The organism is Bacillus sp. GS3m_15504, assembly GCF_055825275.1.
Genome location: NZ_JBVVNL010000001.1, coordinates 1,454,910 through 1,480,170, shown reverse-complemented (window position 1 = coordinate 1,480,170; position 25,261 = coordinate 1,454,910). Strand labels below are relative to the sequence as shown.

The 25,261-nt window shown below is 34.1% G+C and carries 29 protein-coding genes; 9 read left to right on the top strand and 20 right to left on the bottom strand.

What is annotated here, in order from left to right; all coding sequences use genetic code 11:
• Positions 1 to 43: 43 nt before the first annotated feature.
• The 6 genes from AC0L0O_RS07875 to ybaK all read right to left on the bottom strand — a co-directional run bounded on the left by AC0L0O_RS07875 (position 44) and on the right by ybaK (position 6,927).
• Positions 44 to 1,264, bottom strand: a complete 1,221-nt coding sequence (locus AC0L0O_RS07875) for an MFS transporter (protein ID WP_033688554.1) — start codon at positions 1,262 to 1,264, stop codon at positions 44 to 46.
• Positions 1,265 to 1,313: 49 nt separating this feature from the next.
• The gene (locus tag AC0L0O_RS07870) at positions 1,314 to 1,889 is read right to left on the bottom strand and encodes a TetR/AcrR family transcriptional regulator (protein ID WP_000532767.1); all 576 of its coding nucleotides are present in this window, start codon (positions 1,887 to 1,889) and stop codon (positions 1,314 to 1,316) included.
• 480 nt (positions 1,890 to 2,369) lie between these two features.
• The gene (locus AC0L0O_RS07865) at positions 2,370 to 3,329 is read right to left on the bottom strand and encodes an alpha/beta hydrolase (protein WP_473785920.1); all 960 of its coding nucleotides are present in this window, start codon (positions 3,327 to 3,329) and stop codon (positions 2,370 to 2,372) included.
• Positions 3,330 to 3,342: 13 nt separating this feature from the next.
• The gene (locus AC0L0O_RS07860; RefSeq protein ID WP_000659039.1) at positions 3,343 to 4,467 is read right to left on the bottom strand and encodes a helix-turn-helix domain-containing protein; all 1,125 of its coding nucleotides are present in this window, start codon (positions 4,465 to 4,467) and stop codon (positions 3,343 to 3,345) included.
• A gap of 302 nt (positions 4,468 to 4,769) precedes the next feature.
• Positions 4,770 to 5,849: a hypothetical protein gene (locus AC0L0O_RS07855; RefSeq protein ID WP_001170973.1), complete on the bottom strand. Its 1,080-nt coding sequence runs from the start codon at positions 5,847 to 5,849 to the stop codon at positions 4,770 to 4,772.
• A 601-nt stretch (positions 5,850 to 6,450) separates the two neighbouring features.
• On the bottom strand, positions 6,451 to 6,927 hold the full coding sequence (ybaK, locus tag AC0L0O_RS07850; RefSeq protein ID WP_001982239.1) for a Cys-tRNA(Pro) deacylase: 477 nt from the start codon (positions 6,925 to 6,927) through the stop codon (positions 6,451 to 6,453).
• 339 nt (positions 6,928 to 7,266) lie between these two features.
• On the opposite strand from ybaK, the gene AC0L0O_RS07845 reads away from it, so the two are divergent.
• The 3 genes from AC0L0O_RS07845 (at position 7,267) to AC0L0O_RS07835 (ending at position 9,882) form a co-directional block, all read left to right on the top strand.
• The gene (locus AC0L0O_RS07845) at positions 7,267 to 8,544 is read left to right on the top strand and encodes a histidine--tRNA ligase (protein WP_038357084.1); all 1,278 of its coding nucleotides are present in this window, start codon (positions 7,267 to 7,269) and stop codon (positions 8,542 to 8,544) included.
• 161 nt (positions 8,545 to 8,705) lie between these two features.
• On the top strand, positions 8,706 to 9,017 hold the full coding sequence (locus tag AC0L0O_RS07840) for a hypothetical protein (RefSeq protein WP_001100385.1): 312 nt from the start codon (positions 8,706 to 8,708) through the stop codon (positions 9,015 to 9,017).
• A 265-nt stretch (positions 9,018 to 9,282) separates the two neighbouring features.
• Complete coding sequence (locus AC0L0O_RS07835; RefSeq protein ID WP_000914260.1) at positions 9,283 to 9,882, top strand: hypothetical protein; 600 nt, start codon at positions 9,283 to 9,285, stop codon at positions 9,880 to 9,882.
• 58 nt (positions 9,883 to 9,940) lie between these two features.
• Here the strand turns inward: AC0L0O_RS07835 and AC0L0O_RS07830 are convergent, their stop codons facing one another.
• Positions 9,941 to 10,321, bottom strand: coding sequence for a winged helix-turn-helix transcriptional regulator (locus AC0L0O_RS07830; protein ID WP_000340653.1), 381 nt, complete (start codon positions 10,319 to 10,321; stop codon positions 9,941 to 9,943).
• A 128-nt stretch (positions 10,322 to 10,449) separates the two neighbouring features.
• Between AC0L0O_RS07830 and AC0L0O_RS07825 the strand changes: the two genes are divergently transcribed.
• Entirely contained in the window at positions 10,450 to 11,133 is a 684-nt protein-coding gene (locus tag AC0L0O_RS07825; protein WP_000185734.1) for an NAD(P)H-dependent oxidoreductase, read from the top strand.
• 147 nt (positions 11,134 to 11,280) lie between these two features.
• Positions 11,281 to 11,562: a DUF1292 domain-containing protein gene (locus AC0L0O_RS07820; protein ID WP_001997837.1), complete on the top strand. Its 282-nt coding sequence runs from the start codon at positions 11,281 to 11,283 to the stop codon at positions 11,560 to 11,562.
• A gap of 46 nt (positions 11,563 to 11,608) precedes the next feature.
• Here AC0L0O_RS07820 and AC0L0O_RS07815 read toward each other — a convergent pair whose 3' ends face one another.
• The 6 genes from AC0L0O_RS07815 to AC0L0O_RS07790 all read right to left on the bottom strand — a co-directional run bounded on the left by AC0L0O_RS07815 (position 11,609) and on the right by AC0L0O_RS07790 (position 17,280).
• Positions 11,609 to 12,667, bottom strand: coding sequence for a pyruvate kinase (locus tag AC0L0O_RS07815; protein ID WP_473785706.1), 1,059 nt, complete (start codon positions 12,665 to 12,667; stop codon positions 11,609 to 11,611).
• A 92-nt stretch (positions 12,668 to 12,759) separates the two neighbouring features.
• Positions 12,760 to 13,470, bottom strand: a complete 711-nt coding sequence (locus tag AC0L0O_RS07810; RefSeq protein ID WP_000782535.1) for a lipoprotein — start codon at positions 13,468 to 13,470, stop codon at positions 12,760 to 12,762.
• A gap of 337 nt (positions 13,471 to 13,807) precedes the next feature.
• Positions 13,808 to 14,566 (bottom strand): SDR family oxidoreductase, encoded by a 759-nt coding sequence (locus AC0L0O_RS07805; protein WP_000716992.1) that lies wholly within the window; start codon positions 14,564 to 14,566, stop codon positions 13,808 to 13,810.
• Between the two features lie 56 nt (positions 14,567 to 14,622).
• Complete coding sequence (locus tag AC0L0O_RS07800; protein ID WP_473785705.1) at positions 14,623 to 16,281, bottom strand: putative ABC transporter permease subunit; 1,659 nt, start codon at positions 16,279 to 16,281, stop codon at positions 14,623 to 14,625.
• Positions 16,274 to 16,999 (bottom strand): ABC transporter ATP-binding protein, encoded by a 726-nt coding sequence (locus AC0L0O_RS07795; protein WP_000570195.1) that lies wholly within the window; start codon positions 16,997 to 16,999, stop codon positions 16,274 to 16,276. Before AC0L0O_RS07795 ends, AC0L0O_RS07800 begins: the two co-directional genes overlap by 8 nt.
• A gap of 86 nt (positions 17,000 to 17,085) precedes the next feature.
• Positions 17,086 to 17,280 (bottom strand): hypothetical protein, encoded by a 195-nt coding sequence (locus AC0L0O_RS07790; protein ID WP_000935861.1) that lies wholly within the window; start codon positions 17,278 to 17,280, stop codon positions 17,086 to 17,088.
• A gap of 179 nt (positions 17,281 to 17,459) precedes the next feature.
• On the opposite strand from AC0L0O_RS07790, the gene AC0L0O_RS07785 reads away from it, so the two are divergent.
• Both AC0L0O_RS07785 and AC0L0O_RS07780 read left to right on the top strand, forming a co-directional pair.
• Positions 17,460 to 17,819, top strand: a complete 360-nt coding sequence (locus AC0L0O_RS07785; protein ID WP_000859221.1) for a DUF3796 domain-containing protein — start codon at positions 17,460 to 17,462, stop codon at positions 17,817 to 17,819.
• Positions 17,807 to 18,010: a helix-turn-helix transcriptional regulator gene (locus tag AC0L0O_RS07780; protein ID WP_000896315.1), complete on the top strand. Its 204-nt coding sequence runs from the start codon at positions 17,807 to 17,809 to the stop codon at positions 18,008 to 18,010. Before AC0L0O_RS07785 ends, AC0L0O_RS07780 begins: the two co-directional genes overlap by 13 nt.
• Before the next feature lie 55 nt (positions 18,011 to 18,065).
• On the opposite strand, the gene AC0L0O_RS07775 is transcribed toward AC0L0O_RS07780, so the two are convergent.
• The 5 genes from AC0L0O_RS07775 to AC0L0O_RS07755 all read right to left on the bottom strand — a co-directional run bounded on the left by AC0L0O_RS07775 (position 18,066) and on the right by AC0L0O_RS07755 (position 22,916).
• On the bottom strand, positions 18,066 to 19,028 hold the full coding sequence (locus AC0L0O_RS07775) for a tubby C-terminal domain-like protein (RefSeq protein ID WP_473785704.1): 963 nt from the start codon (positions 19,026 to 19,028) through the stop codon (positions 18,066 to 18,068).
• A gap of 173 nt (positions 19,029 to 19,201) precedes the next feature.
• Entirely contained in the window at positions 19,202 to 19,912 is a 711-nt protein-coding gene (locus tag AC0L0O_RS07770) for a YjjG family noncanonical pyrimidine nucleotidase (RefSeq protein ID WP_000875895.1), read from the bottom strand.
• A 44-nt stretch (positions 19,913 to 19,956) separates the two neighbouring features.
• Positions 19,957 to 20,901 (bottom strand): phosphotransferase family protein, encoded by a 945-nt coding sequence (locus AC0L0O_RS07765; RefSeq protein WP_411500888.1) that lies wholly within the window; start codon positions 20,899 to 20,901, stop codon positions 19,957 to 19,959.
• Positions 20,902 to 20,990: 89 nt separating this feature from the next.
• On the bottom strand, positions 20,991 to 22,013 hold the full coding sequence (locus AC0L0O_RS07760; RefSeq protein ID WP_473785703.1) for a tyrosine-protein phosphatase: 1,023 nt from the start codon (positions 22,011 to 22,013) through the stop codon (positions 20,991 to 20,993).
• A gap of 180 nt (positions 22,014 to 22,193) precedes the next feature.
• Positions 22,194 to 22,916: a GNAT family N-acetyltransferase gene (locus tag AC0L0O_RS07755; RefSeq protein WP_000207387.1), complete on the bottom strand. Its 723-nt coding sequence runs from the start codon at positions 22,914 to 22,916 to the stop codon at positions 22,194 to 22,196.
• Positions 22,917 to 23,039: 123 nt separating this feature from the next.
• Between AC0L0O_RS07755 and AC0L0O_RS07750 the strand changes: the two genes are divergently transcribed.
• Both AC0L0O_RS07750 and AC0L0O_RS07745 read left to right on the top strand, forming a co-directional pair.
• A complete protein-coding gene (locus AC0L0O_RS07750; protein ID WP_000355443.1) occupies positions 23,040 to 23,879 on the top strand; it encodes a DUF2785 domain-containing protein in 840 nt (279 codons plus the stop codon).
• 17 nt (positions 23,880 to 23,896) lie between these two features.
• A complete protein-coding gene (locus AC0L0O_RS07745) occupies positions 23,897 to 24,358 on the top strand; it encodes an NUDIX hydrolase (RefSeq protein WP_001984559.1) in 462 nt (153 codons plus the stop codon).
• A gap of 113 nt (positions 24,359 to 24,471) precedes the next feature.
• Here the strand turns inward: AC0L0O_RS07745 and AC0L0O_RS07740 are convergent, their stop codons facing one another.
• Positions 24,472 to 24,726: a YbeF family protein gene (locus AC0L0O_RS07740; RefSeq protein ID WP_000004309.1), complete on the bottom strand. Its 255-nt coding sequence runs from the start codon at positions 24,724 to 24,726 to the stop codon at positions 24,472 to 24,474.
• 98 nt (positions 24,727 to 24,824) lie between these two features.
• The gene (locus tag AC0L0O_RS07735; RefSeq protein WP_000687566.1) at positions 24,825 to 25,205 is read right to left on the bottom strand and encodes a VOC family protein; all 381 of its coding nucleotides are present in this window, start codon (positions 25,203 to 25,205) and stop codon (positions 24,825 to 24,827) included.
• Positions 25,206 to 25,261: the final 56 nt, after the last annotated feature.

Sequence of the window (25,261 nt, the reverse complement as noted above, 5' to 3'; positions counted from 1 at the left end):
CTCAAATTGGATTATAACCCTGACTTTTTAGAGACATAAATAGTCAAGATATGAACTCACTTTTGGTTTCCGATAATTTTTTTGTATTATTTTTTATGAAATGAACGAATAAAGCAATTAAAGGAAAAGCTACTCCAATGAGTAAAGTTACTTCACTATTAAATTTATAGTACGTATAACTTCCAATCCATGAACCAAAGGCTCCTCCCAAAAAGAAAATAGTCATATATAATCCATTCAGTCTATTTCTTATCTCCGGATTCAAACTAAAGATAACTTTTTGACCTAATAATAAATTTCCCGCTACACCAATATCGACGCAAATGCCTGAGATAAGTATTAATATCATACTAAATAGTGAATGATCTTGAACAAAAAATAATAGTATGACAGATAATAGTACGAGCATCATTGATACATTAGTCATTGTAAAAATATGACCTTTATCTGCTATTTTACCAATAGTAGGAGTTAATAACGCTCCAGCTATTGCAACAAATCCAAACAATGCAATTTCATTGTTTGAGAAATGTAATGGCTCTGCTCTTAATAAAATGGGCATAACTGTCCAATACAGGCTAAATGTTGCGAATAAGCATGCGTGATAAAAAGCTCTTTGTTGTAGCGGAGAAGTATGTATAAGTAGTTTTACCATAGAAGCTATTAAATATGGATATCGCATGTTACTAGTCGATATCACTTCATAGTTAGGTAAAAATTTTATAATTAACAGTAAGACAACAACTAAGACTATTAATGAAGCAAGGAATACCATTCTCCAGCCAAACCAGTCAGCTATTCCGATAGATAATGGGCGAGCAATCATAATCCCAATCAATAAACCACTCATTACTTTACCCACATATTTACCCGTCTCTTCAATAGGTACAATCCGCATTGTTAGCGGAACTAACATTTGAGCTGCACAGGCTCCAATGCCAATTATAGTTGTTAATAGTAAAAAAATATTTCCATTTGTCGAAATTAGCGTACCCATTAACGAAAGAATAGTAAGCCCGATAAGAATCCCTATTATTTTCTTACTTTTAAATAAATCTGCCATTGGTACGATAAAAAACAATCCCAGCCCATACCCAATTTGCGTCAAAGTAGTGAGCAATCCAGATAAATCAGAGGAGATATTTAAGTCCTTTGCAATGAATTGTACAATTGGTTGTGCATAATAAATATTTGCAGCAAGTGAACCACAACTAATCGCCAAAATAAATATTAGAAAATTTGTCTTGTTATTCAACTTTACCATTCCTTTCTTTTTTGGAACGTTCATTCCGAAATTATTAAAAAAAGAAAGACTATAGGTCTGCAATAGTCTTATCTACTAGACGATAGGCTAATTTTTTTTCCTTTTTATATTTGGACATTATATTCAAGCTATGGTTTAAACTTAATAAAGAATATGCAACTAATTCAGTATCAGCCTCTTGTGAAATTTCCCCTTTCCTTTTTCCTTCTTCGATAACTTGCTTAAATACTTTTTCAAGTTCATTAAAATCATTTATGAGTATTTCTTCTATGGCAGGATCAATTTTTCCAATAAGCAGTGAGGAGTTTGTTATAATACAACCTTTTGGAATTTCATCTGAATAACATTTTTCAATATGTTGATAAAAAAAGGATGTAAGTGATGCTTTCGCGTTTATACCACTAAAAAGCAAATTTCTCTTTTGAGATCCATAGTTTTTATAATGTTCCAAAACTAGTTTAAATAGTGCATCCTTATCTCCAAAACTATCGTAGAGAGTAGAGCGACTTATGCCCATCGTTTCAATAAGATCTGATATATATGTAGCATCATAACCTTTCTCCCAGAATAAATGCATCGCTTTATTTAAAGCTTGTTCTTTGTTAAAACTAATCTTTCTCCCCATTTAATAACACCCCCTATCATATACTTTAATATATTCTTTTCGGAACGATAAGTCCACAAAAACTTTTCTAAACCTAGCCTTCAGTTAAAGGGCGCTTTAATAGTGAAAACCAAAGGGCAGGAAGTTGACGTTGGTAATTTTATATACTGTTAAATAGCTCCTATTTAGATGAAACAGGCGATATTATTATTTACGGATACCATCATAGGTGCACTACTGGATAATACCTTTCCATATTTACCCATAAGCTTAGGAACAGGATACTTACTTAAAAATTTTTTGGGTAAAGAAGAGTAAATATGAAATGAATAAAACAGTCGTTAACGATAGAATCTTAATGTACAGAAAGATGGTATTATCGGTTAATACATTTTTGGTACTTTGAAACTAATAGTATAGAAAAACTTATACCTATTATTAACCCACACCAATCAGACCTTTACAGGAAGTTACTCTCCCTTCCGCACTTATCATATTCATCTAATTTTGATGCAGGATAAAATGCGTATTCATCCAATTCACAATTATTTCTTCCAGCTCTGGATGAAGTGCCTTTCCCGCCCCTTCTTCATAATTCTTTTTAAACTCTAAAGCCTTGAAATCCCCCTCAAAACTTTTCAAACTATGATCCATATCTTTTATTACATGTACTTCAGAATCCCCCTTCACATAATCACCGATTCGCTTCGCTCTTTCAGGGTCAGCCTGAATATCTTTATCACCAGCAATAGCTAATACTGGACATGTTACTTGTTGTAAATCTTTATAAATATCATGCTGAAAATGCTCTCTAAACCATTTTGCATTCATCGGTTTAAAACCAACTTTAATCGTATCTTTTTCTGTGTTCATCATTTTCTCTTTTATTTTTTCCATCTGCTTTTCTCCACGTTTCTCCACATTGAGAAGACGCATTAGTTTTCCTTTTATTCCTTTCTGCTCTTTTAATTCTTTATAAGCAATTTCTCTTTGTCTTTTCGCAGCTTCTTCTAATGATTCCGCAGCTCCTGTAAGAAGGATGAGCCCATTAACTGGTGTTCTTGCATTTACTACTGTTGCTAACATACAACCCTCACTATGACCAGCTAAAATGATATTTTCCGGATCAACAAATGGTTGTTCTTTTAAATACGTAATCGTAGACTCTATATCACTAACTAAATCCCACATTCCAGTCTTCAGAAATTCTCCGTCACTCTTTCCTACTCCGCGCTTATCAAAGCGGAGCGTCACTACCCCAAGTCTCGCCATTACATGCGCTAAATCTTTATATATGTTCGCCTCAAGCTTTAGCGGTACGATCGTTCCATCACGGTCAATTTCTCCAGATCCCGCGATAATGATAACAGCCGCATACTTCCCTTCAGCTTTGGGCCTTGTAATCGTACCTTGCAAAGTAAACTCACTCTTTATCGCTACTTCATATTCATCAAAAGTCATCATTTTGTCACCCCTATTCTTTTATATCCAATTTAAATTTCAAACTCGTTATTATATTTTTATACTCTCTTACATCTTTCATTGGAGAAAAAACTGGATTCTCTGCAATACTTTGTAACATGCTTCGCTTTATAATCTCTTCATTTCTAACTGTTTTAGCGCCGAGCGGAAACTCTGCAAACCATTCATCAATCGCATCAAAATAGGAATCCCCATGTAAATGTAGACTATTTACTGTAAAGCTCGCCGCACAAACCGCTGCATATTTCCGTAACATTTTTAAGGCGCTTTCAAAATTGCCTTGCATACAATATACTTGCGCAGCAGCATAGTATACTTTTAAAGTCATATTGGGATGTAATGTTTCTATTTCATATATATCTATTAACATAAAAGCTCTATTTAAAATTACCTCTACTTTTTCAACACTTGAGGCATTTACTACTACATAATTCGGTATTGTCGCAACGAGTTGTATTAAATGTTGATACATACTAATTTGCATTACTTCATTCGCCTTTTCAGTATTTCCAAGCATTTGATACGCCTGTGCGATTAGATCTTCCTCTGGAACGTTAGGACGTATCGTTTCGCCAAGCAATTGCAATACTTCATTCGGTTTATTGAGTATAAGATAGCAAGTTGCCTGAAACGATACCGCCTCTTTCACAAGAGAAACATCATCACTTTCTTCCTGAACCCTGCTAAAGAGATTCATTGCTTCTTCTAAAATTTCAATTCTTCTATCTGTGTCCTCCGTTAACATGTGATGATTAATAAAAAGTATTCCTATTTGAATTAATAATGGAAAACAAGAATAATATTTTTTTATGATTTTCCTACACTCCATCATTACTTCATCAAATGGTTTTTCACTAAAAGCTTCCGCTAATCTATGATATAAATTTTTAATATCTTCCTGTTCCATTTGCGGTTTATAACTGATTAGTTCATCTATACTTATGTTAAAGTACGATGCTAGCAGTGGTAAAAATGTAATGTCTGGATAACTCTGCCCCGTCTCCCATTTGGAAACAGACGCCTTCGTAATACCGATATACGCCGCTAACTCTTCCTGCGTAATTCCCTTTTCTTTTCTCTTATCCGCAATTACTTTATGAATGTTTATCTCCTTCACATCATCACCTCATACTTTTATTATATGCTTTTATTTCACACAAAATATGGATTTGAAGTCGACTTTCGTTAACAAAATCAACTGTTAGGAAACATTTCTCTAAAATCAAAGGCAGGAACATATTTGATATGTTCCTGCCTTTTTATTGTGGGGTACCGATACATAGCCATCTAGCTAAGATTTTGAAGTGCTTCAAAATCAAACATTTCATCTCACCATAGTTTTCTATGGGAATCCATTGAACAGCTTATTTACATAAAATTTGTTATTGGAAGTAAATGTTTCTGAGAATCTATAAAGTTCTAGCGCTTATTTTCAATCAGTTTTTCCAGTTCCTTTAAATACATTTCCATTCTCTGTTTTAGAACATCCTTATTACCCATTTGCTGTTCAACCTTATAACTTAAATCCTCTTGTTTTAACAGCATATAATGTTCATGAATTTCTAATAAGATCCACAACAGATATTCATCAATTAGTCTTTTATATAGAGAGTGGTCATTGCCTGTATACGCTTTAATAAAACCCTCTGCTATTCTGTTTAATACGTCTACATTGTTATCGTATTCTCTATCTATATATCTTGGAGCGTTGGAATAAGAAGGGAGAAGAAGTTTATAACAAAAGTAAAAATAACCAGCATACTTTACATCAAAATCTAATCTAGGATATGGATCAATAACGGAAACATTATCCTGGTGGAATACTATATTCTCAGGGGTAACATCTTGATTAACTAAAGATATCTTTTGTATCCTTTTTCTTCGGATAGAAATGATATTCTCTATTTTTAATTCAACCTTTTTCCGATTGAATGTTAACTCTGAGTTACTTAGCTTTTCTAACGCTTTAAGATAAAAATCATTATCTTGCTCCCATTTTTCTTGAATATCTATTGCTTCCTTACCCTCTATATTGTTTTCGTTCCATACTAAATTTCCATACCCCTTCAGCATAGGATCTTTATCGTGCATCTCTTTATAAAATTTTCCCAACAATTGTCCTAAATATAATGATTTGTTATAGTCTAAGTTATGTAACGGTAGACTACTTCCCATAAAGCTTTCTACATTAAATATTATTTCTTCATCAATAAAGTATTTAAATTCAGTGGGACATATTCTCCAAATACATTTGTTGGCTTGGTTATAATATGTTTTGGTTGATTCATATTCTGTAAGAAGGTGTTGTCGGGTGTAAGTTTGAAGCTGATTATATGCTTTCTTTTTTTTAATTCTTATAACAAAATCTTGATTTGAAAATGTTTTTATTCTATAAACTTCATGCCATGCACCTTCTCCAACATGTATCAATTCTTTCAAATCATTTATCAGTAATTGTTTTAAAATATAATCAATTTCTTTGTTAGTTAACTTTTGCATACGGTATTTTCACCTCCGGATATATTTCCAAATAATTCAATTTTATCACAACTTCAATTTTTTCGTATGTATATCTTATACACTAATAGTTAACATAACGTCCTATTATCAGTAGCATGGAAAAAGGAGAACCCTGCTCTCACAAGGGAACCTTCTTTTTTAGTTCTATGAATCTATACATATTCTATACATTCCAATTCTGGTATCGTTTTATGGTTCTTGTTTGTTACTCGATTAGCCAAAAAACTGTATAAAATCTTGCATACTCTTATGCTTGGGGTTTTTCAAAAATACTAGCATCACCAATATATGCTTTCTTATGGGTATTTCTTGAACCCTCATTAAAACACTCTCCAGTCCTTTAGCTATCTTTAAGAGTAACTCTTGTTTATTTAAGGTCCTCACACCGAGCCTTTGTCCTCCTCCTAAAGCCAAACAAATGATTCATATTACAGTCTGTTTCAAACTGAATATTCAATCTTTACTCATTTTAATATAGACATGTAAATAAAAAAGGATAATCCGCCCTCATAATGGACTAACTATCCTATAAATCTTTATCTAAATCTAATAAAACTAAAACTTCTTTCCCTATGTATATTTATTTCGTTACCTCACCAAACTGTGCTCTCGTTACTTTCGCTAAGTCATCCACTTTCAGCTCAATTTGTATACCTATTTTCCCGCCGCTTACAATCATCGTTTCAAGCGATTGAGCACTCTCATCAATACATGTAGAAAATAACTTCTTCATTCCGATTGGTGAACAGCCGCCGCGAATGTATCCTGACACTTTTGTAATATCTTTTACAGGAATCATTTCAATCTTCTTTTCACTTACTGCTTTTGCGGCAGCTTTTAAATTTAGTTCCTCATCTACCGGGATGATAAACACATGATAATTTTTACTATTCCCTTGAGCGATTAACGTTTTATATACTTCTCTCACTTCTCGTCCAATTTTCTCAGCTACTGATACGCCATCAATTTTTCCATCGTCCGGATTATATGACATCATCGAATATTCAATTTTCTCTTTATCTAATATTCGCATCGCATTTGTTTTATCTTTTTTCATAGTGATCTCCTTAAACGGTTATTTCATATTATTAAGTTTTATTATACACCCTTTTCCATTTCTCCTACATAACTTCACGTATATTTCAAAACTAAAAATATTGATAATTCAAAAATCATTTGATATAATTTGGAAAAACTTATGTTAAGGAGAGATTTGTAATGCAAAATTTTAATATTTCTTTCCAACTTCATCATCATACGTAACGCCGTGTATCCGAAGAAAAATTTTTCTTCGTGGGTACAGGGCTTTTCCTGTTGACCCACGAAGCGTTCATAAAGCTATGTGGGTATTTTTATACCTGCATAGCTTTTTTTAATTTAAAAAGGAGTGATTATGATGGAAATGAGAAATGTAAAAGGAACGAAAGACTATTTACCAGAGGAGCAAGTACTGCGAAATAAAATTAAAAGAGCGTGTGAGGATACGTTTGAACGTTATGGCTGTAAACCGTTAGAGACACCAACGTTAAATATGTATGAGCTTATGTCATACAAGTACGGCGGTGGTGATGAAATATTAAAAGAAATATATACACTTCAGGATCAAGGAAAACGTGACCTTGCCTTACGCTACGATTTAACCATTCCATTCGCAAAAGTTGTGGCAATGAATCCGAACATCCGCCTTCCTTTTAAACGGTATGAAATTGGGAAAGTATTTCGAGATGGTCCTATTAAACAAGGGAGATTTCGTGAGTTTATACAATGCGACGTTGATATAGTCGGTGTTGAGTCTGTCATGGCAGAAGCTGAACTTATGAGTATGGCGTTTGAGCTGTTCCAAACGTTAAACTTAGAAGTAACAATCCAATATAATAACCGCAAATTGTTAAATGGTATTCTTCAGGCCATTAACATCCCTACTGAATTAACAAGTGACGTCATTTTATCATTAGATAAAATCGAAAAGATTGGGATTGATGGCGTACGAAAAGATGTATTAGAGCGCGGAATTTCTGAAGAAATGGCTGATACGATATGTAATACCGTATTATCTTGTCTACAGCTTTCAATTGCTGACTTTAAAGAAGCTTTCAATAATCCACTCGTTGCAGATGGGGTAAACGAATTACAACAATTACAGCAATATTTAATCGCTCTTGGAATAAATGAGAATACGATATTTAATCCATTTTTAGCACGAGGACTGACAATGTACACAGGTACTGTATATGAAATCTTTTTAAAAGATGGCTCGATTACATCTAGCATCGGTAGCGGTGGTCGTTACGATAATATTATTGGAGCATTCCGTGGTGATGATATGAGCTATCCAACAGTCGGTATTTCATTCGGCTTAGACGTTATTTATACAGCACTATCACAGAAAGAAACGATATCATCTACAGCGGATGTATTTATCATCCCGCTCGGGACAGAATTGCAATGCTTACAAATCGCCCAGCAATTACGTTCTACCACTTCCTTAAAAATCGAACTCGAACTAGCGGGACGCAAATTAAAACGTGCCCTGAATTATGCCAATAAAGAAAATATCCCTTATGTGCTTATTATTGGGGAAGAAGAAATATGTACAGAAACCGTTATGCTACGGAATATGAAGGAAGGTAGTGAAGTGAAGGTTCCCCTTTCTTCTTTAAGTAATTATTTATAATACAAACCTCCCTCGTTTGGGTGGTTTTTCTATTTTATAGATATCCCACAATTAGTTAACATAAAAAAATTACATTCTACTAAATTCTACAAATATATAATATCCAATTACCTGTTATATTTGTTAATATATAGATGTAAATCATTTTAGGAGGAATAACTTTGAACGTTTTCATAAAAGTACTAAAGTGGACTACAGGTATCTCCCACCTTATACTAATTCCTTGTTATTATTTAACTCCAGGATTAGTTGACTTGTATGGGATACCACCGCTTACAGTGATTACTTTACATATCATTACAATACTTTTAGCTAAAAAGGAAGACATGAATACGTATCCACATTATATAGGTATTATCGTTACTCTAGTTGCCTTCTTTCCTTATATAGACATCGTTCTACATATGATAGCAGCCATTTTCCTTTTATTAGATGCAGCTTCTACGAATACAAAAAAAGTGTATGATTCATAGCTGGATAAAATGAAACTTCAATTCATAGAGTTTGGAAATAAGTCGACAAATAGGCAAATCACTCTCACACACTAACGTTATTGCTAACACCCAAAAAGGATTTACTTTTTAAGTAAATCTTTTTTAATTTCAAATTACCCTCCTTACTCCAGACCAATAAAAGAATATTCTGTTTATTTTTTATAAATTTCTAAACATTTATAAAACATTCGGATTATCATACATTTTAGTTATGTAAAAAACTAAGTTTAAAGGAGAGGAATTTATGCTTAAAAAATTAATAGTAGGTGCAGTCGTAGCCATCTCATCATTAACTGTAGGATTGGGGTCAGTATCAGCTAGTACCGAAAAGGATTATTCGATTACCTCTTTTGAATATGTAACTGTAGATGAAAAGACAGTAGATTCGTTTAACAAATTGGGTGCTCCATCTAAGGAAGACATAAAAATAACTTTAGTTCTACCGAAACAAAACCAAAATGGAGACTGGTTATCTTATGGTTTTTCGAGCAAAGAAAGTTTAGAGTCTTTTATTGAAAAAGATAAACAAAGGTTGAATCATACAATCACTCCCCTTGGGGTTGAAGGAAGCGGCCCTGGTAGTACAGACTTCTATAAACGTACAAATCAAGGTAGCGAGTATTTTTCTCTAAGTAGCGGTTATAAAAACTTGTCTCCTAGTTGGCAAAATCAAATTTCTTCCGTAAGTACAGCATCCCCTACTGCTAGCTATTCAACAACGCTATGGGAACGTACTTCAACTGAAGGATATGGAAAAGGTGTTGTTTTTAAACATGCTGATTGGTATGGTAAAACTGCAAACTTGGCTGCCATTCCAACTTCAGCAGTTGAAGTTAAAAAGTAAAAATACAGAAATAAAAGGTGTCTTCACGTATGGAAGCCACCTTTTATTTCTACAACTCTTAACTATTATTTTTCATATTCCTACTCTCCAAAACTTTCTCCATATTATGAGTCGCCCACTCCATCATTAATAGAATCATTGGACGCAGTGATTCACCAAGCTCCGTTAACGAATATTCTACTTTCGGGGGTACTTCACGGTACACTTCACGATGTATGATGCCATCTGCTTCGAGTTCCCTCAGCTGCAATGTTAACATTCTTTGTGTGATATTTGGTTTTAACCTTTTTAATTCATTAAACCGTTTTGTACCATCTAATAAATGATACAAAATAACCCCTTTCCATTTCCCTCCAATGACCTCGACCATCGCTTCCACTGGACAAGAATATTTATTTAAAAATGGGTAATTTATATTATTTTCGTTTGAACAATCCATAATAAATCCCTTCCCTTAACATTAGTATCTTTTTTGATACTATACCACATAAATGTGCGTACTTGTTTCTATGTTACTTTAAAAATATAATTTGGTTACAAAATACATTAATGAAAAGAGGCATTTTTATGACAAATACAAATCAAATTACAAAAGAAAAAATTATGGAGGCTTTTCATTTCAGACATGCATGTAAAGCGTTCGATCCTATGCAAAAAATCTCAGAAGAAGATTTTAAATTTATTTTAGAAACAGGAAGATTATCTCCTTCTTCTTTCGGATATGAACCTTGGAAATTTGTTGTCGTACAAAATAAAGAAGTAAGAGAAAAACTACGACCATATTCATGGGGCGCTGGTGGGCAACTTGCAACAGCTAGCCACTTTGTCATTGTTCTTTCAAGAAATATTAAAGATATGCATTATGATGCAGAGTATATTAAACATATGATGAACGATATTATTGAATTACCTGAAGACGCGCAAAAAATTAGATATGAATTCTTTAAAAAGTTCCAGGAAACAGATTTTAACTTATTACAATCCGACCGTGCTGTATTTGATTGGGCATCAAAGCAAACTTATATTGCTTTAGGTAATATGATGACGAGTGCAGCTCAAATTGGCATTGATTCTTGTCCAATAGAAGGATTTGATAAAGAGAAAGTAGATTCTTTACTTCGTCAAGAAGGCATTATTAAAGAAAATAATTTTGAAGTATCTGTAATGGTTGCGTTCGGTTATCGTAAAGAAGAGCCAAAGCGTGATAAAACAAGACAGACTATGGATGCAATTGTTGAATGGATTTATTAAGATAACACGCGCTCCTTATAGCTGTATACCCATACGAAAGAAGTAGAATTTCATTTTTCTTATGTATGAAATTAGTTTTTCATGGAAAGATATATTAGTATGTATGCAGTTTAAACACTCTATTTATTAGAGTTGGACAGGAGGAGAATGAATATGTCTGATATTGAAGTTGGCGAAGTGTTTACTCTTAGTGATGAGAATAACGAAGAGCAAGAAGTAGAAGTGCTCGGAGCGATGGATGTCGAAGGTGCAGAATATATTGCAGTTGCCTTTGTTGAAGATATCCAAACAGAAACCGAGGAAGACATTGATATTTTCTTTTTAAAAGTAGAAGAAGATAGTGAATTCTCATACATTGAGAATGACGAGGAATTTGAAAAAGTATCTGCTGCGTTTGAAAAGATTTTGGATGAGCAAGAGCAAGAATAGAATGAAACACACGAGGACGGATACATATCCGCCCTCTTTTTATTTTTCACTCATCCAAAGATTTATGCAGCAATTCCAGTACATCTTTCATCACAAAAGGACCGTCTTTTTTTACATGCTCAGCAAATTCAGAAACGAGACGTAGTGTACTCACACTTTCAACCGGATGCTCTCCTGAAGCACTTTCAGCAGAAAGCATAACAGCATTCGTTCCATCCAGTACAGCTTGAAACACATCAGTTACCTCAGCCCTTGTTGGAATCGAATGATCTACCATAGATTGAAGCATTTGTGTCGCTGTAATAACATATGTATTCGTTCGATTACATTCCTGAATCATCATTTTCTGCAAGAGCGGAATAAATTGATACGGCAACTCTACTCCTAAATCGCCCCTTGCAATCATAATTCCGTCTGCTTCTTTACATATATCTTGAAAATTCTCGATTGCTTCCATCGTTTCTATTTTTGCAATTAAATTAGGTGACGTTTCTTTATACTGTTGTATAAAATCTCGTATTTCTTTTATATGACTAGGTTTTCTTACGAAAGAACACGCAATAAAATCAACATCCTCTTCTAAAAGAAACTGAATATCTTTTTTATCTTTCTCTGTAATAGCTGGTAAACTAACGATTGCCCCTGGTAAGTTCACTCCTTTATGTGATGAGATATTACCACCTGTTTTGACCTTTGTTTCTATTTTATCCGTACTTACCTTCTCAACAATTAACTCAACTTCGCCATCATTCATTAAAATTCTACTTCCAACTTTCACATCATTCGCGATTCCTTCATAATCAACACTTGCTTCCGTACTACTCCCTGTAACTGGTTGCGTACGTAACATAAAAGAATTTCCCGCCTGAAGTGTAATTTGTTCTCCTTTTATTTCACCTAACCTTATTTTAGGACCTTGTACATCGCCTAAAATTTTAATAGAAGCGTCTAACGATTTGACTAAACGAATGATATCTTTATGACTTTCATGCGTACCATGTGATAAATTTAGACGAACAATTTTCATACCATTGTTTATTAACTTCGCTAACGTTTCTTTATTATTACTTGCTGGCCCAATTGTACAAACTCGATCGATTGTCATATTTCCACCATCCTTTTTCATTAGGATTCCCATAAACTTTAATTACACTCTCAACGTAAAAAAAGCCTACTCACACAAGTAGGCTTTTGAAACTACGAAAGTTTTGTTAATAATTGGTTTAAATCTTTTTTCGTTTTCGTCGTTAATGACTTCATTTTAGTAATATCTATCTTTTCTTTCTCCGCTCCTACAATTAATGGATACATACTTTGTCCAATTGTTTTATATTCAGCTGGGTGTGATGTTTCTAACTCTTTCTCAATTACATCCCACTTCGCATTAATTTGTTTTCCAAGTTTATTTACTGTTTCTAATTTCGGATTAGCAGCTAATTGCTTATCTAAGCTATCAACTAATGCAGCAACTTCTTTCACACTCGTTTTCACAGCTACACTTTTCTTAGGATCTTTCGTTGTTTTTCCGTCTGAGTTTGTACTTGTACTTTGATCTGTTGTTTTTCCGCTAGTCGTTTGATCATTTGTTTTTCCCGTCGTCTCTTTTTCTTTTGTTTTTACATTCTCGTTTTGAGTTGACGTTTTACCGTTACTTTCTGTTCCTGATGATTCTTTCGTGTTTTTTGCATCTTTATCTGTTTTTTCGTTGGAAGAAGTATTTGTTTCTTTGTCAGTATCTTTCGTTGTTTTTGACGTTTCATCTGTACTTGTCGTTTTTACTTCTCCTTCATTTTGCGCAGTTACTTGCTCCTTCTTATCTGTCTCTTTATCTGCTGACGGACTACAAGCTGCCATAGTAAGCATTGTACCAATTGTTATCGATGCGATAGCGACCTTTTTCATTTTCATATAAATCCCCCTATGTTTACTTTATTTATCCTCCCCTTTACGATTCGATTTCCCCTTAAAAAATCCTTTTCATACGAATTACCATCTTTCCGACAGTAATCTTCATAATAATACGTACAAAAACTGATAAATCAATTTGAATATTCGAGTTTCTTCTACTTCATTTTTCTTCTCTGTAGTAAAAGAAAAAGAGTATATTGTCACATGAAGAATTACGATCTTCATATGACGATATACTCTTCTATCAAATTTTTATCTTTCTTGACATTTTATTTATACAAAAAAATAAAATTTTCTTTCGTTTTTTTGTTTCTCAACAATTGTTAACATAATATATTTATGAGTAACCACCATTCGAATGAATAACTTGCCCAGTAATCCATTTCGCTTCTTCACTTACTAAAAAAGATATTAAGCGCGCAGCATCCACCGGCTCTCCTACTTTACCTTGCGGGAACTTCCATACTAAATGATGCTTCAGCTCCTCTGTAATCCATCCTGTATTCGTCGGTCCTGGATCAACAGCATTTACTGTAATCCCCTTCTCCATCGCAACTGGTGCTACTGATTTTGTAAATGCTTCAATTGCTCCTTTCGTTGCTGCGTATGCTAGTTCATCAGGCATCGGCCCTAGTGACTGTCCTGAAGTAAGGTTAATAATACTTCCACTCGCCTTGCTTGCATACTGTTTTATAAATAATGAACTTAATAACATAGTAGCCCGAACATTAACCGTATAATGTTTATCTAACTGTTCTACATTTAATTCCTCAATTCTCGTATGAGTAGCATACGCTGCATTATTAATTAAAATAGATGGATCACCTAACCGTTCTGATACCATATAAAACAAACGATTGGGCGAATACGACTGCGATAAGTTGATTTCTGCCATTTCACATCGAACACCGTAACTTTCAATCTCCTCTTTCAACAAAAAGGGCTCTTTCTCATGCATTCCCCACGGCATCGTTTTATCATACTGAGACCAATACGTGAAAAAAATGTCTATTCCTTTTTGAGCAAGTACCTTGCATACAACTGCACCAATTCCATTCAGACGAGTGGCCCCTGTTACAATTGCTATTTTCTTCACCTTTTCTCCTCCACCTATGGATAAATCCTCTGCACGAATACAGAGGATCTATCTTTTTATTCAATATTTGACAATATACGTTCTGCACCTAATTTTAAAATTTTAATAAAGATATAATTTACAATCGTAAACATTACAAATAAAACGATAAACATAACCCACAGTCCGACATGAAGGAAGAAGTATAATAGACTTACTCCCGCTACAATAACTAAAGCTATTAAAATATTAGCTAAAAAATTCCACAAAGTTGTATAGCGGCTCTTAAATAATTTCTGCTCTGTATCCCAATGTATATCTGCAGTTTGTGCATCCCAGCGTGTGCCGATTAAATTAATTAACAATAAACCATTCGCACTTAATAAGAACCAAAGAACCATAAATACTGGAGAAATTCCCGCTACAACTGCCATCGTAATACCGAACACTGCTAAAATAATTACATTAATTAACCAAGCAGTGATCGCTTTCGCAAAAAAGATATCCGAAGCTTTTACTGGTAAATAACGATTCACAAACCAAGAGCTTCCATCACGTGAGAATGAAGTTGTTGCGATGACGTTACTTCCCATTAAAAATAGAGAGGCACAAAGGCCAACACCAATTGCAAGCCCTGCTGATTTTGGGTTATCAATATATCCCGTAATCCATTTTAAATTCCCATCTTGCACGAATAAAACGAAGAACAACATAATTGGCATAACGAAAGTTTGTACGATACAATTTAAGAAAAATTGTGGTGTACGGAATAACGTTTTAAATTCTTTTTTCACATATGCTTTCAAATGTGAACTTTGTACCGTAGATTTCTGTAAGCCTTCTGCTGAAATGACTTCTTTTTTTGCTGTACTCGTTGAAAGTCCAATAACCCCTTTTAAATATGTACGCTCTGCAATGTAATAAAACAACACAAAAAATACAAATGAAATAACTGCAAAGATTATTACGTATAAAGGACCCTTCCAATTTGCATTTTCTACTAATGCTACTGCTCCAAAATATGTAGTTGGAAAATAGTTTGTCATTTGTACTAAAAGAGAAGACTGGTTGTTTGCAAGGTAATCCGCAATTGCATCTTCAGAAAACGAACTTTTATTTTTCCACTGCAAAAATACGTTAATTCCTACAATAAATAGTATACTTACGATTCCAATAAATATATTTCCTCGGTCTTTATTTTTCGCTATATTTGTATACCTCATAATAACTGTCATCAGTAACGAAGCTAGTACTAACGGCACAATTGGGAAGAGTAAGTAAATGAAAATTATATATATGTAATATGTAATAAATGCGCCACTTTTTAAACCGTACGTAATAAAGATCGGTAATAAAATAAATGAACTCATTACGTATTGTGTAATTAATACCGTTAAAAATTTGGCTGAAATAATTTGCGCTGGTTTTAATGGTAATGGTAATAACATTTCAATGTCATTGCTGTAGTAAAATACAGTTAAAATGTTCGTAATACTCATTAAAAATACCCATATACTCGCAATCGCAAGTCCCATTGCGATAATCATTCCTGGATCTTGCCCTAAATGTATCATTCCCTCATACATTGCATGCGTGATAGAACCAAACAGTAAAAAGCCGACAAATAAAATAGCTGCAAATGAAAATACATACGCCCATCGCTTCTTCTTATCTGTTATAAAATCTGCATAATTTAATTTCAATAATACTTTCGTTAACGTCCAAATTTTACTCATTGCCCGTCATCTCCAAGAACATTTTTTCAAGTGATTCATTGGATTTAAAATGATCTCTCATTTCATCTAAATTCCCTTTGAACTGCAAATTCCCCTTATTAATAATCGCGACGCGGTCACATAATTTTTCTGCCACTTCTAATACGTGTGTAGAGAAGAATACAATCTTTCCTTTATCCGCATGTTCTCTCATCATTTCTTTTAAAATATATGCAGATTTCGGATCCAGCCCCGTTAACGGTTCATCTAAAATCCATACATCTGGCTCATGCACGAGCACACCAATAATAACAATCTTTTGTCTCATACCGTGCGAGTAACTTTGTATTTGATCCGATAACGCATTGTAAAGATCAAATTTCTTCGCTAAGGACTCAATTCGTTCTTGGCGTACTTCTTTCGGCACTTCATACATATCTGCCATAAAGTTTAAATATTCAATTCCCTTTAATCGTAAAAACATATCTGGACTATCTGGGACATAACCAAACGTCCTTTTCGCTTCCATCGGATTTTTCATAATATCTATACCATTAATCGTAATCGTCCCTTTGTCCACCCCATGGATACCAGTAATCATCTTAATTGTCGTTGATTTACCGGCACCATTCGGTCCTAAAAATCCAAAGATTTCTCCGCTAGGCACAGATAAACTTAAATCTTTTACTGCATAGGTAGAACCATTATAACTTTTTGACACATTCGTAATTTCAATCATTCCATCCAATCCTTTCCTTAATTACCAAATAACTATATTAACATTATAGCATACTTATATTTTTAGATTTTTGTATTTTTCAGTTTTTAACCTTTAAAATAAATATACAGACCTAATCCAACGATTAAAACGACAGCTAGTATAATATAAATCATCGTAAGTCTTCTAATATTCCCCTTTGTCGCTTTACTATAATTTGCATCACCCTTTCGCCCAATTAACACCGTCGCGACTACAGTAATGACTACAAGTAATACAACGATCATGATCCAATTTAGCATACCTTCCTCCCCCTCCTTACAATCATTTTACAATATTATCCTCTTTATTTCGCAGCATATTTCCTCTCTTTACTATTATTATGAAGCAAACTGGAAAACTATTATTACCATTCCTATCCATATGTGATATATTTATAACATAATGTGATTTATTTCTAACATGATTAGGAGGAACTATCGTGAAAACAACTTGGATAAAATATTTAGGATTTCTTGGTTTCTTCGGTTTTCTTGGCTTTTTTTATGAAAAAGGATTGTTTACTATGTTTTGTTTCTTCTCCTTTTTCACCTCATATAGAACGGTTCAACACGATGAACTGTTTGAACAAATCGTTAATAAATCGTGCCGCAATGCCTTTATCGTTACGTTACTAACTACCGCTATCATTATGTTCATTGAAATGTTATTTCCAAACCCGGTGCTACAAGAAATTGATATCGCTCTTATTTTCGGCACACTTATTCTTACGTTCGGATTCTCTATGTTCTTTTACGACAAACCAGTTGATGAAATGGAAGATGCACCATGGCGTTCGTAACGAAAATAAAAGAATACCGCACCAAATTGAACATGACGCAAGAAGATTTAGCGAAACAAGTTAGTGTACGTCGTGAAACAATTAGCCATCTCGAAAAAGGTAAATACAATCCTTCCTTGCAGCTTGCTCACGATATTGCGAGGGCACTTCATAGTACGATTGATGAGGTTTTTATTTTTGAGGATGAATAAAAAATACCGGCATTCTTTTCACAAAGAATACCGGTATTTTTCATTTATACAACGATCACCCATACAAAACCGCATGAAATACGCCTAACAGTAAGTATTGATCCTTTATATAATTTTCATCATATACATTCATCTCAATGTAATACATATCTTCCTCAAGACGAATATTCCAGTCTGCGATTACATAGCCTTTTCGTAATAACTTTCCCATCCCAAAAGTAGTTTTATGAACAACATATTCTTCTTTCTTATATGTAAAGGTAAATAAGAAATTTGCATCCAATAACTTTCCGTCACATACAAGGATTTCATGCTCTGCATCATGATTATCTTTGTACGTTACTAAAATCCTTCTTTGACGCTGCCTACTTACATCCTTTGCAATGACGCGAATGTTGTCCTTACTATCCTTTATTTCATAAATGATATTACTACCGACTTTCGGAATGAAATCTAGCACTCTCATCAACGTATTTTTGTAGTAGCCCCGTACTACACCTACTTGTTTACTTTCATTATAAACCTCTATTGATGTCGTATCCGCTTTACTATCACACAATCGCTTGTAAGAGAGCTGCATCATTCGCTCTCCTCTTAAGTACTGATCAAATGTCACAGGATATTCTACCATGCGCAGTTCTTTATTTAACTCATATAAATAGCGTTGAACACTCTCCACTACTGCTGTAGTAGAAATACATTCCTGAACCTCAAATTGTTGCCAACTGGAAGAAACTCTCCACTGATTGTCCTCTTCATAGGAGAAACTAAGAATGATTTCTTCACGGTCAGGCGTTTCATAATTCATATGTACATTCTGCCCATGTTGCACTTGCTCCATCCACTGTCCTAAATAAATGCCAAGCTCTGCAACCTTCATGCATGACTTTTGAAAAAGTACGCTGTCACCAGCATAAATCGTTACTTCTCCTTCGATAAAGCCCTTGGAATAGGCATCATACCGTGGTTCATCCTTTTGCGGGATATTCTTGTCTAACTCAAATGAAAACTTTAACATTCTTTATTCACCTCTAGTTGTTACACAGCTCTTTCCTAAATTGACCGGAGCAATTCAAAATATATCAACGATTTTTCAAATATATCTACCGTAACTTAAAATATATCAACGATTTTTTCGATATATCAACGATTCGACAAAGAATATCGACTTATCAACAAATATCGACACGATTAAAATGATACTACCTTTTCTTCCGCCACTTCTACAAGTTCTAAAATTTGCAGCAGGCTCTCCACTTCATAAGTCGGCTTAACACTTGCCTTATTCTCTTTCAAACTCGGATTATACCAGCAAGTATCAATGCCGTAATCTTCTCCGCCTCTCATATCAGAAGTGAGCGAATCTCCAACCATTAGTACACTTGATTTATCCGTAATCCCAAACTTTTCAAACGCATAATCAAAAATCTCACGTGCTGGTTTTTGATGGCCAACCTCTTCAGAAATAATAATATGATCAAAGAAGTTACGTAAAGGCGAATTTCCGATTCTTGATTGTTGTACCTTCGTATATCCATTCGTAATAATACCTAGCTTGCAATCTTGTAGCTTCTCACATAATTGCACTGCACCTTCTATAAGATGTACTTCTTTCCCTAAGTTTTTAAGATATACATCACTAAATTGCTGCGCATCTACTTCTATATTATGCAGTGCAAACAATTGTCTAAATCGATCTACCGCTAATTCACTTAGCGTAATCATTTTATTTTCTAAATCTCTCCATAACCCATTACTAATCTCTTTATAACTTGCAAGATAATCAGTATACCCTGTAGGCATACCGAACTGTACAAACGCATTATGTAATGCGTGTTTTTCCGTTTCAGGGAAATCTAATAATGTATCGTCTACGTCGAATAATATAACTTTGTATTTCATGATGTTCTCCTTAATTCCTATTTTAAAAGCTTCGTTCTCATTGCTTATAAGTTTTTATATATTTCGTGATGAAGCGCTTTAACCCGCTCTTTATAGAATACACCTTTATCTTTTATTTTCAAATGTGCTATAAATAAGTTTGCTAGCATGACAGCTGTATCTAGTCTATAAAATAAACTAACGATATGATGAGTAACATTAAAGATACTATCATTCTTATATCCATCTTTAAATTCATCCCAACTAATCTCATTAGTTTCAGCTATTCTCATTAGCTCCAGCAATGGATGACCAATTAAAGCGTTATCCCAATCAACTATTGCTTTAACTTCTCCATTATACCCGATTAAATTAGCTGGTCGAATATCCATATGTAGTAAACACTTTTCATTATCCGTTGTACTAAGAATATGTTCAATTGTTTTTGTATCTGGAAGTTTAATTCCACAGTTTGTGATTGTATTAAACCCTTCTACCCGTTTCACAATTCTTTCTGCTATATACTTACTAATCGGCTCTTTAATATTTTGTTCGTAATGCAAACCATCAATTGGCATGCTATGAAGCTTGCTCACTAACTCTCCTATTTTGTGCGCAGAAATTGGCATATGATCAGTATACACACAATCCGAAATTAAAAAATCAAGTTCGGCAGAAAGGTGCAATCCGTGTATCTTTGGCACCGAAATACCTTTTGAATGACAATACTTAGAAAGCTCTGCTTCCTTTTTCAATGAAATTCGACTATTAAATAAATCTTCATTTATATTTTCTACTTCTCTTTCCCACGGCACTCGAAATGCCAAAGACCCCTTTTCTGAATCTCCTCGAAAAACAATATTTTGCACTCCCGTTCCAATCACCTTTAAATCCTGAACAGCTAATTCCTTATAATCTTGACTTAGTATTGTTGCTAGCTTTTCTCTTAACCCCTCTGCTTTTCCACGTGTATGAATCATTTTATCCCCCGATTCGTAAGTTCTTTTCATCCATTTTCTCCTCGGTGCACAACATCCTCATTAACAGAATTATAGCAACAATAGTAAAAGGAGGCTAATCCAATCAGCCTCCCTCCTCTTTATTTATCTTCTAACAATAAAACTTTCATTTCTTCTAACGACTCTTTCGTAAAGCCAAGTGCTTTTTCAGCATACGCTTCAACTGAACCATATTGCTTTTTCACTTCATCAATCGCAGCTTGTAAATACTCAGCACGCGCTTCGAACATCGCACCTAATATCGCTCTACTCTCATCGTTTTGTAGTTTTGCACCTAAAAAGGCCATCATTTTCTCGTTTAACTTTTCACGGAAACCGTTACTTAGTAAATAATCTTCCATTACCGTTTTCTCTGGTACACCTAGTAAAAGTAATAATAATGCTGATCCAAATCCAGTACGGTCTTTTCCAGCTGTACAATGGTTTACTAACGGTAAGTTTTCCGGGTTTTGCGCTAAGTTTAAGAAGCTCACGAATGCTTCATTACCACTTACGAAATCTTGATTCATTTTCACAAGATATTCGCCTGGTTTCCCTAACATAGAAAGGTCACCGACTTGGAAAAACTCATTTATGTTCAAGTCTTTTGCTAAGTCTTGCATAACTGGTAAGCACACTTGACGAGCTCCTGTAATCTCAGGGTTTGGCTTATGCTTCACTTCAAAGTCTGTACGGTAATCGCAAATTAACTTTAAGCCAGACTTTTGTAAATAGTCGATATCCCACTCTGTTAATCCTGCTAATTCTTCAGAACGGTACAACTTGCCCCATTTTACTTTACGGCCTTCAAGCGTTTCATATCCTCCCATATCACGGAAGTTAAACGCTCCTTGTAATGGCAATCTACGCTCAGCTACTGTCACTGCTTGTCCATTACTACCTACTAATCTAAAATATGGACGCTCATTGTCGCTCGGGTTTTCAATTGTATATGATGATTCTCCATTTACCGTTGCAAGTAATTCTCCAGTTTCTTCAATATGATCTGGTGAAGTACTCCAATAAATACGAACTTCTTCTATATTATTTTCCCATTTTATTTGTAACGTATTATCTTCATTTCTTTCTACAGTTGCTTGTAACCAATGTCTTTGCTGCCCCATTCTTTCACCAACGCTTTCTTCGTATAGTCTAATCCTTCTCTATTTTATTATAGGAATATCTACTTTGTCGTTCTCATTTTTCTTTTTATCTTACAAACAGGTAAAAAGTTCTTTTACTTGTTCATAAGTTGTACACGGATTGCCTCGAAATGAGTTCAAGAAAGTACATCATTCATCCTCCTAAAACTTCCTCACATACCGCTCAGTACAACTAAGCAGCTGACATCCGTTCTTTTCAAAAACATCCTTCATCCACTCATTTTGTACATTTGCCTCACCAATATAATAAGAAGCACCTATTTCCTTTAAGACAAACATTGCACCTGTAAAGAATGCTGCTTCATACCCTTTATTTCGTATATTCGGAGCGACTGCGAAATACATGAGTTTCCCTTCTTCTAACGTACCTCTCTCAATATGCGGAATTACAATTCCGATCGGCTCTTCATCAATACTGGCTGTTAAACAATGTTCTTTCCACTGCTCACCAATTTCTTGTAGCATCATATTTACAAATTGATCATAAGTGACTTGTTCTTCGGTCATCTCACTCCAAAGAGAATAAAAAGCATCTTCTCCTACTTCTTCAATCAACTTAAAATCAATATCACTTTCTACATCTTCTACTTCGTATATATCCTTAAATACGATCATGTTTTCCGTAACATATTCAAAAGAATACGTTTCGAAACATTTCTTATACACATCATAATTTGGGCTTTTCGAAGAAATCTCAAAATGTACGTTTTCAATTCCCTCTTTTTCAGCCTCAGCAACGCAATATTGCATGATTCCCTTTAATTGCTCTTCTGTAAAAACTTCTGCATTATTTTCTTTTATCATGATTGAAGAAGCATTTCTTCTTATTTTAAAATGTTTTTCTAACTGTTCTATCGTCGTCATATTCTTCCCTCATCTATGTCATACTCGAATTTCTACTTGTTCTCCTTGCATGAGCAGGATTGTCCTTGAATATATAGAATACTAGAAAACATCGCATCTTTAAAGTGCGGAGGAGGTTCTCCATTGGATATTACAGCATTGCAACAACAGTTAGAGCTTATACAACAAAATGACTATACGCAACTACAACATATAGATATTAATGAATTAACTTTGAACATGCTTCAGTTTATCGGAACGACTGATAGTTACGTTCGTTATCAACTTATCTATAAATGTTTTGTGCATTTTATTCATCATGAATTTCTTATGGATGATCAGCTGAAATTGCTTTTACATACTTGTTTAAGTGATGAGTATTTATATTGTGACATTTACACTCCGCATACAGATGGAGTTTTCACCCGTTCATACACTGTTTCGTTAATTGCGTTAATACTCCAATTCGCTAACTCGCACTACTTTTTTACTGAGGAGGATATCGAAGAAATAAAAAACAAACTCATTACATATACAAACTTAGAAACAGATTTTCGGGGCTATATTGAAAATAAAGGATGGGCTCATTGTCTTGCTCACGTATCTGATGCCTTTACGGAAATTGTTCATAATACGTATACAACTTTTGAATGGTACGAGGAGTTAATTCATTGCTTATTAAATAAAATCTTTATTCCATCTGACCTTTTTCATAATAACGAAGATGAACGAATTGTTACGCCATTACTAGCGATGTTGTATCATGACTTTCCGCAAGACGAGTTAATTTCTATTATTCATAAAAAAATAAAAAGGCTTCCTCAAATTAGAAAACGCCTTTCGTTAAATGAGTATTGTATTTTATGTGCCAACATTAAAACCTTTTTACGCACTTTATTTTTCAGAACGAAAGATGATCATAACTTAGCCTTTACAGCACGGAAAACAGAAAGAATGTTAAAAGAACTTCCTAATTATTACTAGATATAAGGAGAACAACTATGGGTTATATTGAAGATATGAGAAATTTAGTAGGAAACCAGCCACTGATTTTAATAGGATCACACGCTATTATATTAAATGAGAAAAATCAAATATTAATGCAGCTCCGTACAGATTTTAACCGCTGGGGTATTATTGGCGGCGCCTTAGAATATAACGAAACACTAGAAGACGCTTTAAAACGAGAAGTATATGAAGAAACGGGACTTATTATCAAAAATCCAGAACTATTCCGTACATACTCAGGACCAGATTTCTTTCAAATCTATCCAAATGGCGATCAAGTACACGGTGTACTCGTTGTTTATATTTGCCGCGAATTCCATGGTGAGCTTGTATGCGACCATACGGAATCGAAAGAACTACGCTTCTTTCCACTTGATGAGTTACCTAGTAACCTTCCTCCTGTTATTGAAAGAATTATTCAGGAGTTTCAGCAATCCAATTTATACGTGAAATAGAACGGCCCTTCCATTCATTTTATATAGTAATATAAAAACCTCATTTCTCGTCATTACAACGTGAAATGAGGTTTTTATCGTTCACTGTAACTCCCTATTTCCCCAAAATGATATTAACGTTCTCTTTCTACAACTTTATATCCCTTTATAAAAAGTATAGTTATATAAGAAACGATAAATGAAAGAATCGTATACATGCCCACCCAAAAGAAAAATACTGGATCGTGCACTGTAACATTTAACATAAGAAAAATAAGAAATGTTACCATTGGCATCACGTAAAATGTACCTACTTTATATGTCACAGCTATTGAAAAAATACAAATAAGCAATGGATATATACAGAAAATCAAAATTGACTCACTCAATGTTATGTCCCCCTTTCTGCAGAAATAATAGGTTTCTTGTAAACATTTTGGGGAACAACAAAGTTTTATATTTTCATTCGTTTTTAGTAAACAAAATGTTAGATTGTTATCTCAATCTGATTTCCTTCAGGATCACTTACTACACTTTCATAGTAACCATCCCCTGTAGTTCGTGGGCCGTTTACCACAGGGTACCCTGCTTCTCTTAATGTATTTGTTAATTCGTTCACTTTTTCTTTACTACCTACAGAAAAAGCAATATGCGCATATCCTATTGTTTGTGTTTGTGTATTATCATCTATTCCTACCTGCTTCATAAGTTCTAGACGCGCACCGCCTTCAAAAGTTATGAAATAAGATTCAAACTGCTTTTTCGGATTATGATATAAGCTATTTTCTTCGCCATTAAAGTACTGTTTATAAAAATCACGCATTCCTTCTAAATCATTCACCCAAATTGCTACATGTTCAATTTTCATAATCGACACCTTTTCTTTTATGTTATTCAACTAACAATTGAATGCTTCATTGCCAG